The sequence below is a fragment of the Vibrio sp. STUT-A11 genome, assembly GCF_026000435.1.
In the GTDB taxonomy this organism is placed as follows: domain Bacteria; phylum Pseudomonadota; class Gammaproteobacteria; order Enterobacterales; family Vibrionaceae; genus Vibrio.
Window position 1 is genome coordinate 1,101,223 of sequence record NZ_AP026764.1, and the last position, 20,539, is coordinate 1,121,761.

General features: G+C 44.6%; 20 protein-coding genes and 1 pseudogene. 15 read left to right on the forward strand and 6 right to left on the reverse strand.

What is annotated here, in order from left to right:
- Positions 1-24 precede the first annotated feature (24 nt).
- The 6 genes from otnK (at position 25) to nadE (ending at position 7,957) form a co-directional block, all read left to right on the forward strand.
- Positions 25-1,281 (forward strand): 3-oxo-tetronate kinase, encoded by a 1,257-nt coding sequence (otnK, locus tag OO774_RS20615; protein WP_264906346.1) that lies wholly within the window; start codon positions 25-27, stop codon positions 1,279-1,281.
- Between the two features lie 11 nt (positions 1,282-1,292).
- On the forward strand, positions 1,293-1,940 hold the full coding sequence (locus OO774_RS20620) for an aldolase (protein ID WP_264906348.1): 648 nt from the start codon (positions 1,293-1,295) through the stop codon (positions 1,938-1,940).
- The gene (gene otnI, locus OO774_RS20625) at positions 1,940-2,716 is read left to right on the forward strand and encodes a 2-oxo-tetronate isomerase (protein ID WP_264906350.1); all 777 of its coding nucleotides are present in this window, start codon (positions 1,940-1,942) and stop codon (positions 2,714-2,716) included. The genes OO774_RS20620 and otnI overlap by 1 nt, the downstream gene beginning before the upstream one ends.
- 157 nt (positions 2,717-2,873) lie before the next feature.
- On the forward strand, positions 2,874-4,328 hold the full coding sequence (locus OO774_RS20630; protein ID WP_264906352.1) for a GntP family permease: 1,455 nt from the start codon (positions 2,874-2,876) through the stop codon (positions 4,326-4,328).
- A gap of 102 nt (positions 4,329-4,430) precedes the next feature.
- Complete coding sequence (locus OO774_RS20635) at positions 4,431-5,597, forward strand: glycerate kinase (protein WP_264906354.1); 1,167 nt, start codon at positions 4,431-4,433, stop codon at positions 5,595-5,597.
- A 269-nt stretch (positions 5,598-5,866) separates the two neighbouring features.
- Positions 5,867-7,957, forward strand: a complete 2,091-nt coding sequence (gene nadE, locus OO774_RS20640; protein ID WP_264906356.1) for an NAD(+) synthase — start codon at positions 5,867-5,869, stop codon at positions 7,955-7,957.
- 78 nt (positions 7,958-8,035) lie between these two features.
- Here nadE and OO774_RS20645 read toward each other — a convergent pair whose 3' ends face one another.
- Complete coding sequence (locus OO774_RS20645; protein WP_264906357.1) at positions 8,036-8,218, reverse strand: hypothetical protein; 183 nt, start codon at positions 8,216-8,218, stop codon at positions 8,036-8,038.
- Between the two features lie 240 nt (positions 8,219-8,458).
- Positions 8,459-8,932, reverse strand: coding sequence for a DUF2798 domain-containing protein (locus tag OO774_RS20650; protein ID WP_264906359.1), 474 nt, complete (start codon positions 8,930-8,932; stop codon positions 8,459-8,461).
- Between the two features lie 137 nt (positions 8,933-9,069).
- Between OO774_RS20650 and OO774_RS20655 the strand changes: the two genes are divergently transcribed.
- The 4 genes and pseudogenes from OO774_RS20655 to OO774_RS24045 all read left to right on the forward strand — a co-directional run bounded on the left by OO774_RS20655 (position 9,070) and on the right by OO774_RS24045 (position 11,017).
- Positions 9,070-9,498, forward strand: a complete 429-nt coding sequence (locus tag OO774_RS20655) for a MarR family transcriptional regulator (protein WP_264906360.1) — start codon at positions 9,070-9,072, stop codon at positions 9,496-9,498.
- Positions 9,499-9,575: 77 nt separating this feature from the next.
- Positions 9,576-9,887: a GMC family oxidoreductase N-terminal domain-containing protein gene (locus tag OO774_RS24035; protein ID WP_346015261.1), complete on the forward strand. Its 312-nt coding sequence runs from the start codon at positions 9,576-9,578 to the stop codon at positions 9,885-9,887.
- 11 nt (positions 9,888-9,898) lie between these two features.
- Positions 9,899-10,186: pseudogene (locus tag OO774_RS24040) on the forward strand (GMC family oxidoreductase N-terminal domain-containing protein); the annotation flags it as partial.
- Between the two features lie 24 nt (positions 10,187-10,210).
- Complete coding sequence (locus OO774_RS24045; RefSeq protein WP_346015263.1) at positions 10,211-11,017, forward strand: GMC oxidoreductase; 807 nt, start codon at positions 10,211-10,213, stop codon at positions 11,015-11,017.
- A 155-nt stretch (positions 11,018-11,172) separates the two neighbouring features.
- Here OO774_RS24045 and amrS read toward each other — a convergent pair whose 3' ends face one another.
- Complete coding sequence (amrS, locus tag OO774_RS20670; RefSeq protein WP_264906361.1) at positions 11,173-12,261, reverse strand: AmmeMemoRadiSam system radical SAM enzyme; 1,089 nt, start codon at positions 12,259-12,261, stop codon at positions 11,173-11,175.
- A 64-nt stretch (positions 12,262-12,325) separates the two neighbouring features.
- Between amrS and amrB the strand changes: the two genes are divergently transcribed.
- Positions 12,326-13,129, forward strand: coding sequence for an AmmeMemoRadiSam system protein B (gene amrB, locus OO774_RS20675; RefSeq protein WP_264906363.1), 804 nt, complete (start codon positions 12,326-12,328; stop codon positions 13,127-13,129).
- Positions 13,107-13,685, forward strand: a complete 579-nt coding sequence (gene amrA, locus OO774_RS20680; RefSeq protein WP_264906365.1) for an AmmeMemoRadiSam system protein A — start codon at positions 13,107-13,109, stop codon at positions 13,683-13,685. The genes amrB and amrA overlap by 23 nt, the downstream gene beginning before the upstream one ends.
- A gap of 8 nt (positions 13,686-13,693) precedes the next feature.
- On the opposite strand, the gene OO774_RS20685 is transcribed toward amrA, so the two are convergent.
- Together OO774_RS20685 and OO774_RS20690 are read right to left on the reverse strand one after the other, a co-directional pair.
- Positions 13,694-14,293, reverse strand: a complete 600-nt coding sequence (locus tag OO774_RS20685; protein WP_264906367.1) for an ATP-binding protein — start codon at positions 14,291-14,293, stop codon at positions 13,694-13,696.
- A 158-nt stretch (positions 14,294-14,451) separates the two neighbouring features.
- Positions 14,452-15,330, reverse strand: a complete 879-nt coding sequence (locus OO774_RS20690) for a LysR family transcriptional regulator (protein ID WP_264906369.1) — start codon at positions 15,328-15,330, stop codon at positions 14,452-14,454.
- A gap of 169 nt (positions 15,331-15,499) precedes the next feature.
- Here OO774_RS20690 and OO774_RS20695 point away from each other — a divergent pair, with 169 nt between their 5' ends.
- Both OO774_RS20695 and OO774_RS20700 read left to right on the forward strand, forming a co-directional pair.
- Positions 15,500-16,702, forward strand: coding sequence for an MFS transporter (locus tag OO774_RS20695; protein WP_264906371.1), 1,203 nt, complete (start codon positions 15,500-15,502; stop codon positions 16,700-16,702).
- Positions 16,703-16,928: 226 nt separating this feature from the next.
- Positions 16,929-17,840: an EamA family transporter gene (locus OO774_RS20700; RefSeq protein WP_264906373.1), complete on the forward strand. Its 912-nt coding sequence runs from the start codon at positions 16,929-16,931 to the stop codon at positions 17,838-17,840.
- A gap of 161 nt (positions 17,841-18,001) precedes the next feature.
- Here OO774_RS20700 and OO774_RS20705 read toward each other — a convergent pair whose 3' ends face one another.
- Positions 18,002-19,456 carry a methyl-accepting chemotaxis protein gene (locus OO774_RS20705; protein WP_264906374.1) on the reverse strand — a complete coding sequence of 485 codons (1,455 nt, stop codon included), beginning with the start codon at positions 19,454-19,456 and terminating at the stop codon, positions 18,002-18,004.
- Positions 19,457-20,017: 561 nt separating this feature from the next.
- Here OO774_RS20705 and OO774_RS20710 point away from each other — a divergent pair.
- Positions 20,018-20,506: an MFS transporter gene (locus OO774_RS20710; protein WP_264906375.1), complete on the forward strand. Its 489-nt coding sequence runs from the start codon at positions 20,018-20,020 to the stop codon at positions 20,504-20,506.
- Positions 20,507-20,539 lie beyond the last annotated feature (33 nt).

Consider the following 20,539-nt stretch of genomic DNA (forward strand, 5'->3'; position numbering starts at 1 on the left):
GCGTACTAGAGTGGAGAAGTAAGTATGTTATTAGGCGTTATCGCGGATGACTTTACTGGCGCAACCGATATTGCAGGTTTTCTGGTTGAAAACGGCATGCGAACTGTGCAATTAAACGGAATCCCAGCAACAGAGATTGACGTAAACGCGGATGCGGTTGTGATCAGTCTGAAATCTCGTTCATGCCCTGTTGACGAAGCAATCCAAGACTCTGTCGCAGCACTTCAGTGGCTGCAAGAACAAGGTTGCCAGCAGTTCTATTTCAAGTACTGCTCTACATTTGACAGTACACCAGAAGGCAATATTGGCCCTGTTACTGACGCATTACTGGCTGAACTTGGTGAAGACTTCACGATCGTTTGTCCTGCTCTGCCAGTAAATGGTCGTACGGTCTACAACGGGCATCTGTTTGTATTCGAGGATCTGCTCAGCGACTCTGGTATGCGTAATCACCCAGTGACACCGATGACTGATTCAAGCCTGCTTCGCATGATGAACGCTCAGTCAAAAGGTACAACTGGCTTGGTGAATTTCCAAACGATTGAACAAGGTGTTCAAACAGTAGTACAGCGTTTTTCTGAACTAAAAGAGAAAGGTCATCATTACGCGGTAACGGATGCATTTAACTCCCAGCATCTCGTCACACTAGGCGAAGCCGCTAAGTCACTAAAACTCGTGACAGGTGGCTCAGGTCTGGCTGCAGGGCTTGCTAAAAACTGGGTTGAACAGCTCGAAGATCAGACTGATGCGAAGCAAGCTGGTAACCCCGTAAAAGCACCAACGGTGGTATTTTCTGGCTCATGCTCTGTGATGACCAATCAACAAGTTTCAGTTTATAAGCAACAAGCCCCTCATTTTGCTATCGATGTTGAGGCCTGTCTGACTAATAAGGATTACTCAGATGTCGTTTTTGATTGGGTAATGACAAATATCGCAAGTGAATTCGCACCTTTAGTTTACGCGACCGCGGATGCGAGCGCTCTGAAAGCGATTCAAGAGCAATATGGCGCTCAGGCTTCAAGTCACGCGGTAGAGCAGTTCTTCAGCCAACTCGCCGTCAAGCTTCAATCAAATGGTGTGAGGAACTTTATTGTCGCAGGAGGAGAAACCTCAGGTGTTGTAACTCAAAGCCTGAAAGTAAAAGGCTTCCATATTGGCCCTCAAATCGCACCTGGTGTGCCTTGGGTTAAATCGGTAGAAGGCGAGCTTTCTCTGGCACTTAAATCTGGCAACTTTGGCGACGAAAACTTTTTCGCTAAAGCCCAATCATTCTTTGCGTGAGTGAGGTACGAATGAGCAACAATTCTAAGACGGAGCAACAGCTTCGAGAAGAAATGGTAACACTGGCGCGTTCTATGTTTGAGCGCGGCTATGCCACTGGTGGTGCGGGCAACCTGTCAATAAAATTACCCAATGGTCACTTTCTGGCAACACCGACTGGTTCTTCATTTGGCCGCCTTGTAGCAGAAGAGTTATCCGTAGTGGATATCGATGGTAATCATATCTCAGGTAAGAAGCCTTCAAAAGAAGTGGCATTCCATTTGGCAATTTACCGTAGTAAATCTGAGTGCAACGCAATTGTGCACCTGCACTCTACTTATTTGACTGCGCTGTCTTGTCTGGAAGGGCTGGATCGTGACAACGCAATAAAAGCGTTTACTCCATATTATGTGATGCGTATTGGTGAGTTGCCTGTTATTCCTTACCTTCGCCCAGGTGATCCTCAAATTGCCGAGGAACTTTCAAAGCGAGCAGGCGATTATCGCGCATTCTTATTAGCAAATCACGGTCCTGTTATCACTGGCGAAGACTTTGAAGATGCAGTGGATAATGCCGAGGAACTTGAAGAAACAGCGAAGCTGGCGTTCATTCTCAAAGATAAAAAAATCCGCTACTTAACTGATGAAGAAGTCCAAGACCTGAAAGGGAGAGGTAAATAATGTCTAAGTTTGCAGCAAATCTCACTCTGTTATTTACAGAAGTACCATTTCTGGAACGTTTTGAAAAAGCACACCAGGCGGGTTTTAAAGCGGTGGAATATCTTTTCCCTTACGCATACGAGCCACAGGAACTGGCAGACAAAATGCAGCAATTTGGATTCGAACAAGCCCTGTTCAACATGCCTCCTGGTGACTGGGATGCTGGCGAAAAAGGCTTTGCCGCAATCCCTGACCGCGAAGATGAGTTTAAAGCCAGTGTAGACACCGCGTTAATGTATGCCGACAAGTTGAATTGCAAAAAGGTCCACGCAATGTCTGGCATCGTTGATAAGCAATTTACTCGCGAGCAACATGTAGAAACGTTTATCGCCAACATTCGTTATGCAGCAGACAAGTTTGCTGAGCATGGCATTGAGCTCATGATCGAGCCGTTAAATAGCCGTGATGTTCCCAACTACTTTATCGCTCATCAGCGTGAAGCTGTCGAGTTAATTAAGCAAGTCAACCGACCAAATGTGAAGCTGCAACTGGATCTTTACCACGCACAAATTATGGACGGTGATTTAAGCACCCTTATCCGTGAGGTTGCGCCGTACACGGGTCATATTCAAATCGCGTCAGTCCCAGAAAGACACGAGCCTTCTGAAGGAGAACTGAACTATCCGCATCTGTTCGATGTTTTAGACGACTCAGGTTATCAGGGCTGGATCGGTTGTGAATACAACCCAAGAAACACCACAGAGCAAGGACTCAATTGGGTCAAGCCGTACCTGTAAAGAATAAAGATATAAGAGGGCTTTGCTGAGCGAAGCCAGATGAAAAATAAAGATAACTTAGTCAAAAAGATTAAGTGTCATAAATAACAATAAGTGCTTTGGGCATAACTTGATTGCCCATAGCACAAACCCTACACACGAGACAAAGGAAACAAAAATGGACGGAGCATTAATAGGAATTGTGATTGGCATCATTGCCATGATGGGGATGATAGTAAAAACACGTATCCCAGTAGCACTCGCAATGGTTATTGCCAGTATCATTATGGGCTTATTTGCAGGCATGGCCCCAACCGATCTAATTAACGCGATCAAAGCTGGCTTTGGTGGCGTACTGGGCGGTATCGGTTTAATCATCGCATTTGGCGTTATCATGGGCGCGTGTTTTGAACGCTCTGGCGCTGCGGTTCGTATGGCGAAAACCTTCGTGAAAATTTGTGGTAAAGGTCGTGAGGATCTTGCGCTTGGTTTTACCGGCGTGCTCGTGGCAATCCCTGTATTCTGTGACTCTGCGTATATCATTTTACACTCTCTCGTTCGCGCAATTTCACGTGATACGGGTAAGTCTGCGGTTGGTTTAGGTGTCACTCTTGCCCTAGGTCTACTGATCACTCACGCTCTTGTGCCGCCAACACCAGGCCCAGTTGCAGTTGCTGGTATTCTTGGCGTTGACCTTGGTGAATACATGCTTTGGGGCTTAATGGTATCAATCCCAATGATGCTGCTATCGATGATTTATATTCGCCGTGTAGGTAATGAATACTACCGAGTTCCAAATGGCGAGTCTTGGATCACTAACCAAGCGGATTGGGCGAACCTTGAAAAAGTAAAAGCTTCAGATGACAAAGATCTACCTGGTAACTTCTTATCGTTCGGTCCTATCCTAGTTCCAATCGCACTTATCCTAATCAACACGCTAATTGGCAAAGGGGATTCAGCATTACATACCACACTTTCTCTATTGGGTAACCCAGTGGTTGCAGTTGGTCTTGGTGTTCTGATGGCACTTTATGGTTTAACTCGTAAGATTGAACGCAAAGATATGGTTGGCTCAATGGACGATGCCTTATCGACAACGGGTTTAATCCTTGTAGTAACAGGTTGTGGTGGCGCAATGGGTGCAGTACTAAAAGCGTCTGGTGCGGGTCCACAGGTTGCTGAAGCAATTGCAAGTAGTGGTATTCCACCACTATTAGTTCCACTGGCCATTGCATCAATGCTGCGCTTAATCCAAGGCTCTGCTACCGCCTCTATGATGGTGGCGGCAACAATGACATTGCCTTTAGTTGAGACTCTTGGTTTGGATCCTGTTTTTGTAGCGCTAGCGTGTGCCGTAGGCCCGGTAGGCTTCTCACACCTAAATGACTCTTACTTCCACATCATCAACCGTACGTTAGGCATTACAGAGCTAACGGATCAATTGAAAATTTGGTCGGTATCGTCAACGATTGCTTGGGCTATCGGTGCATCAATCATCATGGTGCTAAACTTAATGTTTGGTAAAGGTGGTACTTACATCGACCCACTAGTACCAGTAGCTGTACTTGCAGCCGTTATTATTGCGCTAAAAATCAAAAGCAGTAAAACAAACTCAGTAGAGTCGGTTGCCTAACAAAAACAAACAATAAATCCAGAAACCCATATTGGAAAATTCAATATGGGTTTCTTTATTACCTTTGTGTAGTCTAGAAGCCTAATGCCTTAGGAGAATAAAATGAAAGTGGTGATTGCCCCGGATTCATTTAAAGAGAGTTTGACTGCGAAGCAAGTCAGCGATGCGATTAAAAGAGGGCTACAGCGTGTCTGGAAAGACGCTGAATTTGTCACTGTACCAGTTGCTGATGGTGGAGAAGGGACTGTTCAGGCGTTAGTTGATGCTACTCAAGGTGAGCTAGTTATGGTTTCAGTGAAAGGGCCACTAGGTGATGAAGTAAACGCTCATTACGGTGTTCTCGGAGACGGTGAAACCGCTGTGATCGAAATGGCAGAAGCGAGTGGTTTGCATCTCGTTCCACAAGACCTGCGAGACCCTAAAAGGACGAGTAGCTTCGGTACAGGTCAACTGATTCTCGATGCACTGGATAAAGGTATTCAGCGTTTTATTATTGGGATAGGCGGCAGTGCAACGAATGATGGTGGTATTGGTATGCTCGCAGCACTGGGCGTCAGGTTTTTAAATCAATCTGGTGAGGAAATTACGCCTGATGGTGCGGGGTTGGTTGAGTTAGCATCCATTGAACACTCTAGTCTTGATGCGCGTTTAGCTGAGTGTGAGATTTTAGTGGCTTGCGACGTGGATAACCCTTTGTGTGGCAAAGAAGGGGCGTCGAATGTATTTGGACCACAAAAAGGTGCTACTCAAGAAGATATAGATCTGCTAGATAGTGCGCTGAGAAAATTTGGAGATCTAACGGAACAAGTCATGGGAAGGCATGTTCTGACGGAAAAAGGTGCTGGTGCAGCAGGTGGAATGGGGGCAGCATTAATTGGCTATCTATCCTCCAGTTTGAAACCTGGTATCGAGATCGTTTTAGAAACAGTGAAGCTATCAGAACATGTATCGGATGCGGATATTGTTTTTACTGGTGAAGGACGTATCGACCAACAGACTGTACATGGAAAAACTCCTATGGGGGTCGCTCAAGTAGCGAAGCAATTTGACCTTCCAGTAATTGCGCTTGCAGGGTGCACGGGGAGAAACTATCAAGCAGTCTATGAGTGTGGTATTGACGCAGTATTTGTATGCGTGTCACGTGCGATGAGCTTATCAGAAGCGTTAGACGAAGCGGAAATCAACTTGGAAAACCTTGCCGAAAATGTAGCGAGATTGAGTAGTTTATCGATGTTATCTCTACCAAACGTAACGCTCAAAAAAGAATAAAAAAACAGGTTGTTATTATTATTATTTAGCCAAGGAGCGGCTATTGATACATGATCTATTGGGCAAAATATCAAATTTATTTCGAAACATTGGTTATTGTTTCGAAGGCAATGTCTTAGCCAATTTTTCGCCAATATATTGCCATGTGCTTATCAAAATAAGCTCTGCTTAGAGTTGCTAAATCACGCTCACGTTTGCTCATTTTCGCTTCAATCACTAATACTTACTGAGTACTGGCTTAAGGCCAGAAGTTGAGGAAAGGAAGTATTGTGAAGAAACTGCGTATTAGCTCATGCTCATTAAACCAGACTCCAATGGATTGGAGTGGAAACCTGCATAACATCCAGAAAGCAATCGATAGAGCGCATCACGCCGGTGCGGAGCTTCTTATTACGCCAGAGTTATGCATTTCTGGTTATGGCTGTGAAGATTTCTTCCACAGCCCTCATGTCTCTGAGCGCGCACTGAAAAGTGTCTCTGACCTAACGCAGTCGATTCCTAATAGCATGGCGGTATCGGTTGGCTTACCCGTGATGATCAACAATCGTGTTTACAATGGTGTTGCGCTGCTTACGCATGAGGGCATTCAAGGTATCTCTCTAAAGCGTAATTTAGCCGCAAATGGTCTTCATTATGAGCAACGTTGGTTTACGCCATGGACTCGAGACAAAAACGCGACGGTGGTACTCAAAGAGGGGACACCACCTGTGCGTGTTGGCAATTTGGTTTACAGCGTTAACGGTGTCAAAGTTGGTTTTGAAATCTGCGAAGATGCCTGGGTTGCAGACCGCACTTCGGAACGCTTCTTTAATCAGGGCGTGGAAGTCATTGCAAATCCAAGTGCGAGTCACTTTGCGATAGGTAAATCGCTCACTCGTAAGCGGCTGGTGGAAGAGTCGAGCCGTGTCTATTCGGCATGTTATGTGTATTCCAATCTCTCTGGTTGTGAATCTGGGCGGGCTATTTATGATGCTGGGGTAATGATTGCGGTTGATGGCAGCTTGGTCGCTAAAGGCGAACGGTTTCACATGAGTGACGTAGAAGTCATCACAGCAGATATTGATTTATCCCGCAGCCGGATAGGTCAAATCAATAACAGTCAACGCTATTATGAGGAACATGACTTTGATACCGAGGCGGTCGTCAAAGTCATACTCAGTAAATCTCCTAATTCTCCCAAGTTACCTATACCGCCCTTAAATCAGCCTTGGGAAGACAGTGAATATCTGGAACATGAAGAAGCTCTACGTGCTATTGCGATAGGTCTGCGCGACTGGTTGAAGAAAACACGTACTGGCGGCTATGCGCTCTCACTCAGTGGCGGGGCTGATTCTGCATTAGTTGCCAGTGCTGTTTATACATCCGTTATCCTGGAATTGTGTGAGCGGGTTGCTAAAACAGAGAAAGGTGCTGAGTGTTTATTGCCAGAGTATCTACGTCAATTTTTGGGTGACGAGCAAAGCGCTGAATTTAAGCAGGTGGGAGATAAAGACGAGCCCCATCAACTCGTCATGGATACTGCGTCCTCAATCATGGCGAACATGCTCACCACCGCGTATCAGGCCAGCGCGAACAGTGGTCCCGTTACTCGTACTGCCGCGCAAAAAGTGGCGCAGTCATTTGGTGCAAAATTTTTAAACCTTAGTGTTGCTGAGGTGGTAAAGAACTACGAGTCGATGATATCAAAAGCAACTAATCTAGACCTCAATTGGAATGATCACGACATCGCGCTACAAAATGTACAGGCACGTGTGCGCTCACCGAGTATCTGGTTCATTGCGAATCTGGAAAATAAACTGTTGCTGACGACGAGTAATATGTCGGAAGGGGCGGTAGGCTACTGCACAATGGATGGTGACTCTTCTGGTGTACTCGCGCCTATCTCTGGCGTAACTAAAAGCCGAATTCTCAAGCTACTGGTATGGCTAGAGAAAAAAGGATTTTATTGCACTGGTAATCAGATCATGAAGCTAGAAGCACTTTCTTATATCAATAATCAACGTCCAACGGCGGAGTTACGTCCAGAAGAACAAAGTGATGAAGATGATTTGATGCCTTATGATGTGCTCGATCGTATGGTCTTTTTGACCTTAGAAGCGGGTATGTCCCCGAGGGATATTTTTGATGCGATGACGGAAGAATTTGAATTCATCGATAAGCAAACTATGGCCACATATATCGTCAAATTTTTCAAGTTGCTGTTTCGCAATCAATGGAAACGCGACCGTCAGGCTCCGGGCTTTCATATCGAACTGAATAGCTTGGATCCAAAAACCTATAAACGCTTTCCGCTTTTAAGCTCTGGATACCAAGAGGAGCTAGCCTTCATCGAGGATAATAGCTGGATGAAAGACAGCTAGCGTGATTCAAGATTCGCTCTAACTGTTCTCTAGCTTTCTCTTTGTCCTGATATCGTGAAGTATCGATGGTTTAAATGACTAGGTGTAGAAGATGATTTGATCATCGTCAGATGTGACTAAGCTTGCTTTCTTTTGTTCAATTAACTGTGCCGCACATGCCGGGGTGACCGCCTGAACCTGTCCGATAGACTTTAGCGTTGGTGTTTCCCATGCCTGATCTCGGTATTTACCTGCTTGCGTGTATTGAATCAGTACTTTCATAGTTTCGCTCCGTTGTCATTGACGTGCTACTAAAACTAATCGGTTTATTTGAGTTGCACACTAGCCAAAAATGCAAACATAAATTTAACTTAATGAATTGGACAACGTCTGTCTACGGCTTACGTACAGGTAACTTTATGAAAAATAGTAAAATCATTTAACAAAAAAGTGAGCCACTTTTCAGTTGGATCACTTTTCAATGCGATGCTAAGCATGGATAAATTATGTTGATAAGCAAAGTTAAGCTGCTGTGGTAATCTCTGCTGGCGGAAATAATTTGAAGAATGTTGCGCGAGCAATCGGTCCAACGACGACAAATTGCAAAGGCAAAGCGACGACAATATTAAGTGCAAATACCTTGGCATACGCAGCTAATAGCGAGCCTTCGTAGCCTTGAATTAATGTCGCAATAAATGACATTGATGCACACATGAATAACACCATCAGCCCTGATATAAGCAGCACTTTTTTAATAAATGGCGTTGTTTCATTGGTTAACTTCGCGACGATTGTTTTGACGAGCGGCGCGACTACAAACCAATCTATTGTGAACGCTACTAAGAAGATCGCCACAAACTTTACCGATGCTAGCGTACTGATCAGATCCACATCTCCGGCTGAGTGGAGTAGCGCATTATACAGCGTCATACCTAACACCATTAAAAAACAGATTATTACAGAGAATACAAAATTCTCGTATTTGTTCTTACCCATTCATTTCTCCAGTTAAACCGTCAACTTAGTTGACGATATTAAAGTGAGATATATTTATTGTCAACTTAATTGACAATATGGGGTGGTGAGGCATACTTTGTGGTGTAGACATTCTTACTGGTTTAGTAGAGTAGAAGATGGATAACGATAGATACTTGGATACGTTAGGTCTTGTCGATCTGATTAGTGAAAAACATAAACAGTTTCGCCAGGAAACAATGCAGCGGATTGGAAGCCATTTTGAGCTGACTTTTTCTGAAATGGATATCTACCTGATTAGCCTAGTTCAATTTAATGCGATGAGTGTGAGTGAATCGGCTCGATACATGAACATTAGTCGCCAAGCCGCTCATAAGCATGTTAAGAATCTTGAATCGCTTAATTTGGTAGAGTTGACGACTTCTGCGTCTAATCGTAGGGAGAAAATCATCACACTTACACAATCGGGTAAACAGTTTGGTGAACAAGTCATGCAGATTAAGAACGAACTCGAAATGGAGCTTGAAGAGAAACTAGGTGTTGAAAACTATCGCCAAGTAAAAGCACTGTTTAAGGAAACTTGGTAGTTCCAATCGCTAAAAAGGGAGCCGAAGCTCCCTTAGGTACCTATAATTGGTTGTACGAATCAGAGCCTGAACCGCATATGCAGAACCGTAAAATAGCGCAACCAAGAGGTAAAGTGCTGGGCGGAAGCAGCTGTATCAACGGTATGATTTATATCCGTGGTAATGCGATGGATTATGAAAAGTGGGGAAGCAATGAAGGCCTTGAATACTGGGACTACAAGCACTGCCTACCGTACTTCCGCAAGTTCGAGACTCGCCTGAAAGGTGCGGATAAATACCACGGTGATAACGGTCCGCTGGCTATCTCTACTGCCGCTTGTGATAACCCGCTGTTTGATGCGTTTTTAAAGCGGCTCAGGAAGCTGGTTATCCTCTCACTGATGATGTAAACGGCTATCAACAAGAAGGTTTTAGTGCGTTCGACCAAAACATTTACCGTGGTCGTCGCTTAAGTGCCGCCCGTGCTTATCTACATCCAGTTAAAAACCGTAAGAACTTAACGGTACTGACGGGTGCAACTGCTAATCGTATTATCTTTGACGGCAAAACAGCGGTGGGTGTTGAATTCAAGCGTCGTAAGAAAACTCGCACCGTTTATGGTAAGGAAATTATTTCCTGTGGTGGCGCGATTAACTCGCCAAAACTACTGCAATTGTCAGGTGTCGGTAATTCAGAAGAACTAAAAGCGTTAGGCATTAACCCTGTTCACCACTTGCCAGGTGTTGGTGAAAACCTACAGGATCACCTTGAGCTTTATGTTCAGTACACATGTAAAAAGCCAGTCAGTCTATACCCTGCACTGAAATGGTATAACCAACCTAAAATTGGCTTCGATTGGTTGTTCCGCCGTAAGGGTAATGCAGCAACAAACCATTTCGAAGCGGGCGGTTTTATTCGTGGTAATGATGAAGTTCTTTATCCAAACCTACAATACCATTTCTTACCGCTGGCAATCCGTTACGACGGCAGTGCTCCACGTGATGGGCATGGCTTCCAGTTACACGTAGGGCCGATGAACACCGATGTACGTGGTCATGTGAAAATTAAGTCGAATGATCCGGAGCAGAAACCAGCCATTCTGTTCAACTATTTGTCGACGGAACAAGAGCGTAAAGAATGGGTTGAGGCGATTCGCTGTACACGTAACATTATTGAGCAACCAGCATTTGATGATTTACGTGGCGAGGAACTGGCTCCGGGTCCGTCTGTGCAAACTGACGAAGAAATTCTGGACTTTGTGGCCCGTGATGGTGAGAGTGCTTTCCACCCAAGTTGCACCTGTAAGATGGGTTATGATGATATGGCCGTGGTCGATGCCGAACTAAAAGTTCATGGAGTGAAAAACTTACGTGTTGTTGATGCATCTATCTTCCCGGCTATCACTAACGGTAACTTATATGCGCCAACGATGATGATCGCGGAAAAAGCGGCAGATATTATTCTTGGTAACTACATTGAGCCTGCGATGGACGCTGAATTTTATCAGCATGTACCAGGGAAAGAGGATATCACTGTATAGCGTGTAGAAAGGCAAACTTATGACAGAAATACGTCATCCAAAATGCCTTTTGCGTATTAACAAAACAGGCACTAATTCGTTGGTGCCTGTTTTTTTCATGACATTGATTTTAAGACTAACCCCACTATCTCAGATGCTTGTCGTAATACGTGAGTTCACCGTCGATGAATTGCAACAGGGATACGTCGAGGTCCAAAGTTTTCTTTTGGTCCTGCAAAGCGCCCGGGTATTTCATATCCGCAATGAGTGCAGTGACCGGTGTCATCTAGCGTATATTCACCGAGTTGATACCAATCTCTCTCAATGATCGGTTTACCGCAAGAAGGACAATAGGTCGCGTCGGACTTTGGATCGTGAACGTTGCCACAATAGACAAAGTACAACCCGTGTGAGAGGGCGATTTCCCGAGCTCGCAATAAGGTGCTTAGCGGGGTTCTGCCTTTGTCTAGCATTTTGAAATCCGGATGGAAGGCACTGAAATGCAGCGGAACCTCAGGTCCTAAATTTTCGAATATCCATTGGCACATTGCGTGGAGCTCATCATCACTGTCATTTTCTCCAGGAATGAGCAGAGTCGTGATTTCGAACCACACGTTGGTTTCTTTTCTCAGATAGATTAGGGTATCAAGAACAGGCTGCAAGTGGCCGTGGCATATCTTGTGATAGAAATGCTCAGTGAACCCTTTCAAATCGATATTCGCCGCATCCATATGGCGGTAGAACGCTTCTCTCGGTTCTTCGCAGATATAGCCTGCGCTAACGGCAACGCTTTTCAAGCCAAGCTCACGAGCCGCGATGGCCGCATCGATGGCGTACTCCATAAAGATGACCGGATCGTTGTAGGTAAAGGCTAAACTTTTACATCCGTATTTTAGTGCTGTTTGTGCCAACTCTTCCGGCATTGCGGTGTCACACAAAGTGTCAAATTCGCGTGACTTGCTGATGTCCCAATTCTGACAAAACTGGCAACTGAGGTTACAACCTGCGGTCCCGAAGCTGAAAACACTGGATCCCGGATAGAAGTGGTTGAGCGGCTTTTTCTCAATGGGATCGATGCAAAAACCTGATGAACGTCCGTAGCTGGTCAGTACGATTTCGCCTTGCCTATGCATACGCACAAAACAAGCGCCGCGCTTTCCTTCTCTAAGGGTACATTTACGTGGGCACACATCACAGCACACGCGACCATCTTCTAGCTTATGCCAGTAGCGAGTTGGGAAATAATCAGGAGGAGAGGTTTGCATAGTGAATTCGCCCTCTAATGACCTACACTAAAAGTATAGTTGATGCCATACGAGTAGGAATACTATGAAATATCGGGAAGCCGCGGTGGCCGGAAGATTTTATCCCGCAACAGCACATGAACTCACAAGCCAGCTCGCTGGTTATTTCTCCGAGCAAGCACTTTTGCCTGAGGCTCCAAAAGCACTGATAGTGCCCCATGCAGGTTACTTTTACTCCGGTGAAGTCGCTGCCAAGGCGTATCGTCTGCTGTGTAATAGCACCGAACAGTACTCTCATGTGGTGTTACTCGGGCCAAGTCATCATGTCGCGCTAGACGGGTGTGCCGTTCCGGATAGTGATGTTTTCCTAACCCCTACGGGAGAAGTGAAGATTGATCGCGATGGTGTTGAAGAGCTGCTGGCACAAGATCTGGTCGCAACGTCAGATCAAGCTCATCATTGGGAACATTCTTTAGAGGTGCAACTTCCTTTCCTGCAATATTGTCTCGATGATTTTACGCTTTTGCCGATAGTCGTGGGACGCGACTTCCACGGATACGTTAAGCGCATATTGGAAGTCGTGACAAAAACGCCGAACACCCTGATTGTGGTGAGTAGCGATCTCAGTCATTACCATCCTTACAGCGAAGCAAATGAGATTGATGCCGATACTATTCAGCGAGTTTTATCGTTTGGCAGCAATATTCATCCGGAGCGAGCCTGTGGCTGTAATGCAATCAATGGCTTGCTTGACTTCGCCAAGGAACAACACTGGGAGATCAAGTGTATCAATTACACTAACTCAGGAGATGTGATGGCTCACCATGAAAACCGCTCCCCAGAGCTATCCGAAGGAGTCGTTGGTTATGCCAGTTTCATCTTGTTTTGAATTAAGTCAGGAGGAGAAAACGCGTCTTTTACAAATGGTGTGGCAGGTTCTTGATCAAGCGCTAAGAGGGAATGGGTTGCAACTGCCGCCAGAACCAGACGATAAGGCGTTACTCGAGCCAGCAGCGAGCTTTGTTACGTTACAGCATCACGGAAAGTTGCGTGGCTGCATTGGGTCTTTACAAGTGAATGAACCTCTTTGGCTTAATGTGTGTAAAAATGCGTATGCCAGCGGCTTCCAGGATTCGCGATTTTTGCCACTTACGACGGCCGATCGGGCTGGATTGAACGTCGATATATCCGTCTTATCAGACCTTAAGCCTTTAACAAATCATGGTGAAGCAAATTTACTTGCAACTTTGCGTCCTGGTATTGATGGGCTGTTATTAGAAGATGAATGGCACCGGGCAGTGTTTCTTCCTTCTGTGTGGGAGGTTTTGCCGACGCCTGAGCAGTTTGTTCACGCATTAAAGCGCAAAGGAGGATGGCCAGAAACTTACTGGAATGAAGACATCGTTATCCATCTCTTCACAACCATCGTGATCTCTGAAATATAGTTTCATTTCTAGCTTTGCAGAGCGTGAGTTGGGTAGCGGTTTATCACATTTTCTAATGTCATGATTCCAAACATGATTTTTCTAACAAAAGATTCAGAGCTGCCCACAAAGTAGAAATGGGGGTGCCTGGACCAGATTCGCTGTAGCTTTTTGTCTAATTTTGCTGCTTGTTCCAAGGATTCACTTCTGGTTGGATTGTTGCTGCTGATGTCTTGACCTGATGCCGCAGCAGACTCAAAAAAGATAACGGCATCATATCGTTCAAGTTCTTGTTCGAACGTCGAGTTTATTTGCTTAAAGAAGTCACTTTCTGAATTGGGCCAGTAGGCGAGACCATCAAGCGAACCGCGGTCACAGACTAATAGTCTATCCGGGTACTGGATCTTATGGATGTCTTCGAGGTTTTTTTGCAGTTGGAAAATGGTCTTTTGCACCATCTTAATGCTTTGTTCGTTATCAGAGCGTGTGACACCACCGGAGAAAAGCAAAGTGGCCGCTTCAGGAACAACCACAATTTTATCTCTTAGCTCTCTGCGAAATAGATCCAGAGCAGTCGTTTTACCTCCTCCTGGGCCGCCCGTTACCACAACTTGCAACTGCTTTTTCATTCTGACCTCTGGCTTTAAGTAGTTTGTTGATATTTAAAGCTTAGTCAAAAAAGAAACAAAGTAACGTAATGTTAGATTTGAAAAACAAGCTGAGTTTGTATTTGTCGTAAGTAAGACAGAAACGATGTTTCCAAACCAATACCAGTCACAGTGAACGGTTAACCTTTATTGACTTCAGATAAGAGAAAATCGCGAAATGTCTGATTGGCACGCGAAAGGTAACTATCTTTACGCCAGGCAAGGCTCAAGTCAATTTCGAACGTTTCAGCGAATGGTCGGGTGACTATCTCATCGTCGTCTCGTATTGCGACTTTCCACATCGGCGAAATGGCGTATCCCTGGCGAATCACTGCTTTGATTAAAGGCAATAAGTTACTGCTAAAAGCGACTTTCGGTTTCATGTTAACTTGTTGAGAAACTAGGTCGATTAAGGTGTGGTGATAGTAGCCTTTTTGAAACAGGACTAAATCGTGAGCAAGAAAATCAGAATACTCAATCACCTCTTTCTCTGCTAAAGGGTGATCGACGGCCATACAAACGACCATTTCTTCACGAATAAGCGGGCCGCTTTCTAATTCCGGTGTGAGATCTTTGCTCGCAACGACACCAAGCTCCACTTCTCCTTCAAGTAACATTCGTCGAATATTACGTGTGCCTGTATCGAGGATATTCATATCAATATTCGGATATTGATGCCTGAATGCCATCGCAAGAGGCGGAAAGTAGTAAGAACCGAGCATGCTGGGTACGGCAACGTCAACCAAACCCTGATCTAATCCTTCCATTGCCTGCATAGCCAGTTTGGCATCATCAGCCTGTTTTAAGATTTGTTTAGCGTGCGAAAGAAACTCATTGCCTGCGACGGTCAAAGTAATACCGCGATCTCTGCGATTAAACAGTGGCGTTTTCAGTTCCTGCTCCAGCTTCTTGATACTACTGCTAATTGCTGGTTGCGCTAAGTTCATTAACCTGGCTGCGGCGGAAATAGAGTTGTGCTCTGCGGCGGCAACAAAGTGTCTTAACTGACGTAATTCCATATTCACTCATCCTTACCTAGATCGCACAATGACGGCTTTGATTTATCTATGTATATAAATTTTATTTATGGATCTGATAAATACAAAATATTTTTTTTATTGTCAATTGGTCGATACCCTTACGTTGTAACCAGTTTCATTAGTTCTTTATAAGAATAAGTAGTCAGCAGTGAAAAAATCAGCCCATTACAGCAGAGTCGTCATTTGTGTCTGTCTCTTCTCCATCATCACCTTTGCCAATATCTATTGGTTGCAGCCATTGCTACCCGTTCTTCAGCAAGAATTCGAGGTGAGCTCTCTGGCTGCAAACTTAGCCATGTCAGCGCCATTATTTGGTATGGGGATAGGCTTACTGATTTTCGCCAGCTTGTCTGATGCTATCGGGCGATGCAAAGTACTATTAGTGGGTACCGCTATTGGGCTTTTGGTATCTATTGCTCTGCCTCTGGTAAAAAGCTACGAGGTTTTCTTAAGCTTACGCTTTCTTCAGGGGATGTTTTTAGCAGTGTGCCCGGCCTTAGCAGTTCCGCTAATGGGGGAGGAGCTAAGAAAAAGTTGGTTAGCAGGTGCAGTCGGTTTCTACGTGGCTTCCAATACACTGGGCGGGATTTGCAGTCGCTTGATGGGTGGTCTGAGCGCGGAACTCCTTGGTAATTGGGCCTATGCAGGTTATGTGATTGCCGGTATCAGTGTGGTTCTGTATGCCATCATCTATTACTTGTTGCCTGTGCAGCGCCATTTCAAACCCGCACCGCTTCGAGTGGGGAAATGCCTCAAAGCGTATGGCTATCACCTTAAAAACCCTCAGCTGGTGGTGTTGTATCTACTCATCGGTTTGGCATTCGGTACGTTTGTTAATCTCTCTAATTACTTGATGATGGTTCTAAGTGACCACCCATACAATCTGCCTAGTGATATTCGCAGCCTGATGTTTTTAACTTTGCTTGGCGGCACAACCAGCTCTTCGCTTGCCGGACAGTTTGCGAAAAAGCACAGCCAGATTGCTGGTGTTGCGTTTGGTGCGATTATCATGTTGATGGCCAACTTTTTAATGAGCTGGTCTAACATTTATACCATGGTGATTGGTATGGTGATGGTCTCGGTCGGATTCTTTTTCTGTCATGCTCAGGCCAGTACTTTGATTGGCAGAAAAGCCACAAAATCTAAAGGCAGTGCACAAGCGTTATACAGTTTGTTTTATTACTCCGGTGCGAGCTTAGGCGTGTTTTTCCTCGAGCCGTTTTATCAGGCCTGGGGTTGGCAGGGTGTTCTGGGAGCCACGCGTATCGCGCTCGCACTTTGTATCTTGTTGGTTATTATTTACCAGTGGATCAAAATCTATAAAGACAACCACTCTCATGCCATGTCATAAACGTCCTATGCACGAAAGTGTTTAGCCGGTCGTTAAAAGAGCCTATCACGGGCTCTTTTTCATTTTGGATAAAGTAAAACATATGCAACTCTTGTGTTAATCCAATGTTTCAGGCAGTCTGGTAGTTCGATTCTATATCCCACTCATCCTCCGAGAGGTAATCGGTAAGCTGCTTTTGACAACTGCCCTTATTACGTGACACGGTGGATGCCCAAAAGGAAGCATAATGTCATTACGTGATCGGTTATTAGCTCTCACCATCGTTTTGGTTTGGGGTGTCAATTTTGTGGTCATCAAAGTTGGCTTGCAAGGTATGCCACCTCTGCTATTGGCAGGACTGCGTTTTGCTTTGGTTGCGTTTCCAGCGTTGCTATTTATTCCTCGCCCCAACGTGCCTTTAAAGTGGCTGGTGGCTTACGGTTTAACCATCAGTTTTGGTCAGTTTGCGTTACTTTTCTGGGCGCTTAATGTGGGATTGGCGGCTGGATTAGCCTCACTCTTGTTACAAGCTCAGGCTTTCATTACGCTTGGGTTTGGAATTTTGTTGCTGAAAGAAAAAGTACATCGTCACAATGTCATTGCTGTCTGCACGGCAGGGTTTGGTGTTTACCTACTTGCTGCGGCACAACATGACGGGGCCGCATCGCTTACTGGTGTGACCTTGATACTTATTTTAGGTGCAGCAACCTGCTGGGCGCTTGGCAATATTACTAATAAAGTGATCATGCAAAATTACACCGTTCCGACTATGTCACTGATCGTCTGGAGCGCGTTAGTACCCACCTTCGCCTTTGCCATTGCCTCTTTTTCGATAGAGGGACCAGACGTTATCAATAGCTCGTTGTTAAACATGCAATGGCACAATCTGTTTTCAATTGTTTACCTGTCACTTTTGGCGACTATTGTCGGCTATGGAGGCTGGAGTTATCTGCTGAGTCGTTATCCAACTGCTTTGGTTGCGCCTTTGTCTTTGTTGGTTCCGGTATTTGGTTTGCTCAGTGCATGGATACTATTGGACGAGAGCTTGAGCCTCTATCAAATAGTAGGTGTGGTCGTAATCGCGATAGGCTTAATAATTAACGTATTCGGTCAACGTTGGTTTAGAAGGAAAGCTGAGCCAGTGTCTACAATTCAGTGAGTGACTTAACGACACTGTTTGGAGCTTTTAGAGACCATAAGCAACGCAGTTAGGCTCAGCGAATTAGATTTGAGTAACAAAAGGCAGAGAGAGTCCAATGGGAGAAATGCCTCCCATTGGATAGGTTTAATGTTTCGAACTGTATAAGATAGCGCTCATATTCAAACGGTGAAGTAAGAAAGTTCGTTTTTCTGGTCGGATGCCATTGTTGATAAGGCGTGAGCCGCTTGAAGTGTCTCTTCAACAGCGACAACATTTTTCTTCACTAAGTCATAGGTATGAGTGGTACTTTGTGAGATCTCTTCAGTAACGCAATACTGTTGTTGCGACGCTGTCGCCACAAGCGTATTAATTTCTGATATGGATTCAACGGCAGTAGAGATCGACTCAAATGCGGATTTCACGCCATCGGCCAGAATCACAGACTCTTCGATTAAATCGACATTTTGAGCCATGTTGTTGGTTGCTTTTTCAGATTGCTGCTGAAGTTTTTCAATGATTTCCTGAATACTGATCGTTGATTGCTGTGTTTTTGAAGCAAGGTTTCGGACTTCATCTGCCACCACTGCAAAGCCTCGACCTTGTTCTCCTGCGCGAGCCGCTTCGATAGCTGCATTTAACGCCAATAAGTTGGTTTGCTCTGAAATGCCATTAATGACTTCGATCACTGAGCCAATTTCCATTGCATATTGACGAAGTTCTCCAATGATTTTTGCGCTCTCGTTAACAGAATTGTTAATATCACCGGTAAGCGTGATGTTTTTTTCTAGCGTTTTCTTACCATGTTTCACGCTATCTTGCGCTGTTCTGGCGGCATCTTCAGCCATTACAGCTTTATTACTTACTTCATTTGAAGTCGAAGATAACTCGTTGATTGCTGTGGAAATCTGTTCTGCTTGCTCTAGTTCGAGTTGAGAGTTAGCACGCGTGGTGTTCATAATGGTACTCAGCTGAGTAGAAGATGACGCAACATTTTCAGAAATAGAATGAGAGTTTCGAATCAGTATCGACAGTTTATTCGACAAGTTGACCAGAGACAGATAGATGCCCGTTTCTTTCCCCGTGATTTGCAACTCCTGAGTCAAGTTGCCTGCTGCCATTGTTTCCATAAAGTTTGCGATTTCGTTTGGTATGCCACCAACAGGTATAAGAACTAATCTCTTTAAGATAATCAGAACAAGACTAATTGATATGATCAGACTGAATAGACCAATTAACATCGATTTTTTTAATTGTTCATGGGCCGAGGCTTCAATGATTTCGTTCTTAATAAACGTAGTATACTCCCATTTTGTTGAGTCAATGTTCCCCCAGAATGAAGTAAACTCGACATCACGACCGTTTATCTCTGTTGTATATGAAAGTTCTGGTGATGTTTGGCTAAACTCTTTGTATAGTGGTCTTTCTGTATAAATGTTTTTCCCGAGCAACTCTTTATACGGCGCTATTAAGATCGTGCCATCGTGGGAATAAAGGAACATGTCATCGCGTTGAGTTAATTTACTTAATACAGATTCCACGTTTATGGTCGCTAGAGAAGCCGTATTTTGGTTTAGTTTATATGCGACGGCGATAACCTCTTTCCCGGTTCGCGCTGAAACAAATGGAGGCGACACATAAAATTGCTCATTTTGATTAAAAATAGCTTTCCAGTAGCTACGATCTAATTGTTTTACATTAAAGTCATATGGCTTCCCTTCAGGATCATAGATAACACCATCTTGACGGAAAAGGTATACACCTTCACTGATGTCTTTTAGGTTTCTTGCTAGAGTCTGAGTTTGAATGAGTGCATAGTCAGACGACCGTGGGTTATTAATCTATATGACGAGCTAAAAGCGGGTAAAGAAGTAGGATATCTGTTGATGTTATTCCGAGAGTCGTATTTAAATATCTAATGCATGGAGAAAGTATGTCAGGGCATTTAAAATATATGCTGGCACTGGTTTGCTGCTTTATTCTGGCTAACTTATATTACTCCCAGCCTATTATTTTCGATATCGCTCAAGATTTAGGTATAAATTCGTCATCAAGTGGCGTTATTGTCACGATCACCCAGATAGGTTACTGCCTCGGTGTTTTATTTCTGGTGCCTCTGGGTGATGTATTGGAAAGCCGCCGATTAATAAAAAGGATTGTTAACCTCAGTCCGTGGGGTAAAAAGACGCTTGGGTACAATGTCTTTAGTATTCACTACTTTTACTTTGTTTTGGGCAATGGTGCCAATTGCTTTACAGGACTTGCTTGGGTTTACTCATTCAGATGTTGCATTGTATTCTTTGCTTGGTTTAGCTGCTCCACCATGCGCGATTTTGGCGGGTAAGATGATCGATCGTGGCAAAGGTTTTGTGTTAACGATAGTCAGTATTGCTATGGTTGCCTGCGCTTTCATTGTAACACCGATATTCGGTATATTTGTGACCTCATTTATCGTCGCAGGCCTGTTATTAGATCCGGGTGTCCAGATGACTAATGTCGTTATTCAACAGTCGGTGATTTCTCTGGCACCCCAGGCTCGTAGTCGTATCAACGCTTTGTGTATTGGCGCTACCTTTATTGGTGGAGCCTTAGGTTCTTGGTTAGGACCTTGGATCTATAGCCATTACGGATGGGGGAGTTACGGTCATGGTGGCTGCCTTAATCGTGTTTGTCGCATTTGTGCTTAACTTATCGTTAAAAAGACCGCAAGAATCTGGTAT

Bases quoted from the DNA above. Each gene is read 5' to 3' on its own strand.
- OO774_RS20700 (WP_264906373.1), top strand. From the start codon at position 16,929: ATGTCATTACGTGATCGGTTATTAGCTCTCACCATCGTTTTGGTTTGG.
- OO774_RS20635 (WP_264906354.1), top strand. From the start codon at position 4,431: ATGAAAGTGGTGATTGCCCCGGATTCATTTAAAGAGAGTTTGACTGCG.
- OO774_RS20650 (WP_264906359.1), bottom strand. From the start codon at position 8,932: ATGGGTAAGAACAAATACGAGAATTTTGTATTCTCTGTAATAATCTGT.
- OO774_RS20690 (WP_264906369.1), bottom strand. From the start codon at position 15,330: ATGGAATTACGTCAGTTAAGACACTTTGTTGCCGCCGCAGAGCACAAC.
- amrA (WP_264906365.1), top strand. From the start codon at position 13,107: ATGCCAGTTTCATCTTGTTTTGAATTAAGTCAGGAGGAGAAAACGCGT.
- OO774_RS20630 (WP_264906352.1), top strand. From the start codon at position 2,874: ATGGACGGAGCATTAATAGGAATTGTGATTGGCATCATTGCCATGATG.
- OO774_RS20645 (WP_264906357.1), bottom strand. From the start codon at position 8,218: ATGAAAGTACTGATTCAATACACGCAAGCAGGTAAATACCGAGATCAG.
- amrB (WP_264906363.1), top strand. From the start codon at position 12,326: ATGAAATATCGGGAAGCCGCGGTGGCCGGAAGATTTTATCCCGCAACA.
- otnI (WP_264906350.1), top strand. From the start codon at position 1,940: ATGTCTAAGTTTGCAGCAAATCTCACTCTGTTATTTACAGAAGTACCA.
- OO774_RS20655 (WP_264906360.1), top strand. From the start codon at position 9,070: ATGGATAACGATAGATACTTGGATACGTTAGGTCTTGTCGATCTGATT.
- amrS (WP_264906361.1), bottom strand. From the start codon at position 12,261: ATGCAAACCTCTCCTCCTGATTATTTCCCAACTCGCTACTGGCATAAG.
- OO774_RS20710 (WP_264906375.1), top strand. From the start codon at position 20,018: ATGTCTTTAGTATTCACTACTTTTACTTTGTTTTGGGCAATGGTGCCA.
- OO774_RS20620 (WP_264906348.1), top strand. From the start codon at position 1,293: ATGAGCAACAATTCTAAGACGGAGCAACAGCTTCGAGAAGAAATGGTA.
- OO774_RS20685 (WP_264906367.1), bottom strand. From the start codon at position 14,293: ATGAAAAAGCAGTTGCAAGTTGTGGTAACGGGCGGCCCAGGAGGAGGT.
- otnK (WP_264906346.1), top strand. From the start codon at position 25: ATGTTATTAGGCGTTATCGCGGATGACTTTACTGGCGCAACCGATATT.
- OO774_RS24035 (WP_346015261.1), top strand. From the start codon at position 9,576: ATGCAGAACCGTAAAATAGCGCAACCAAGAGGTAAAGTGCTGGGCGGA.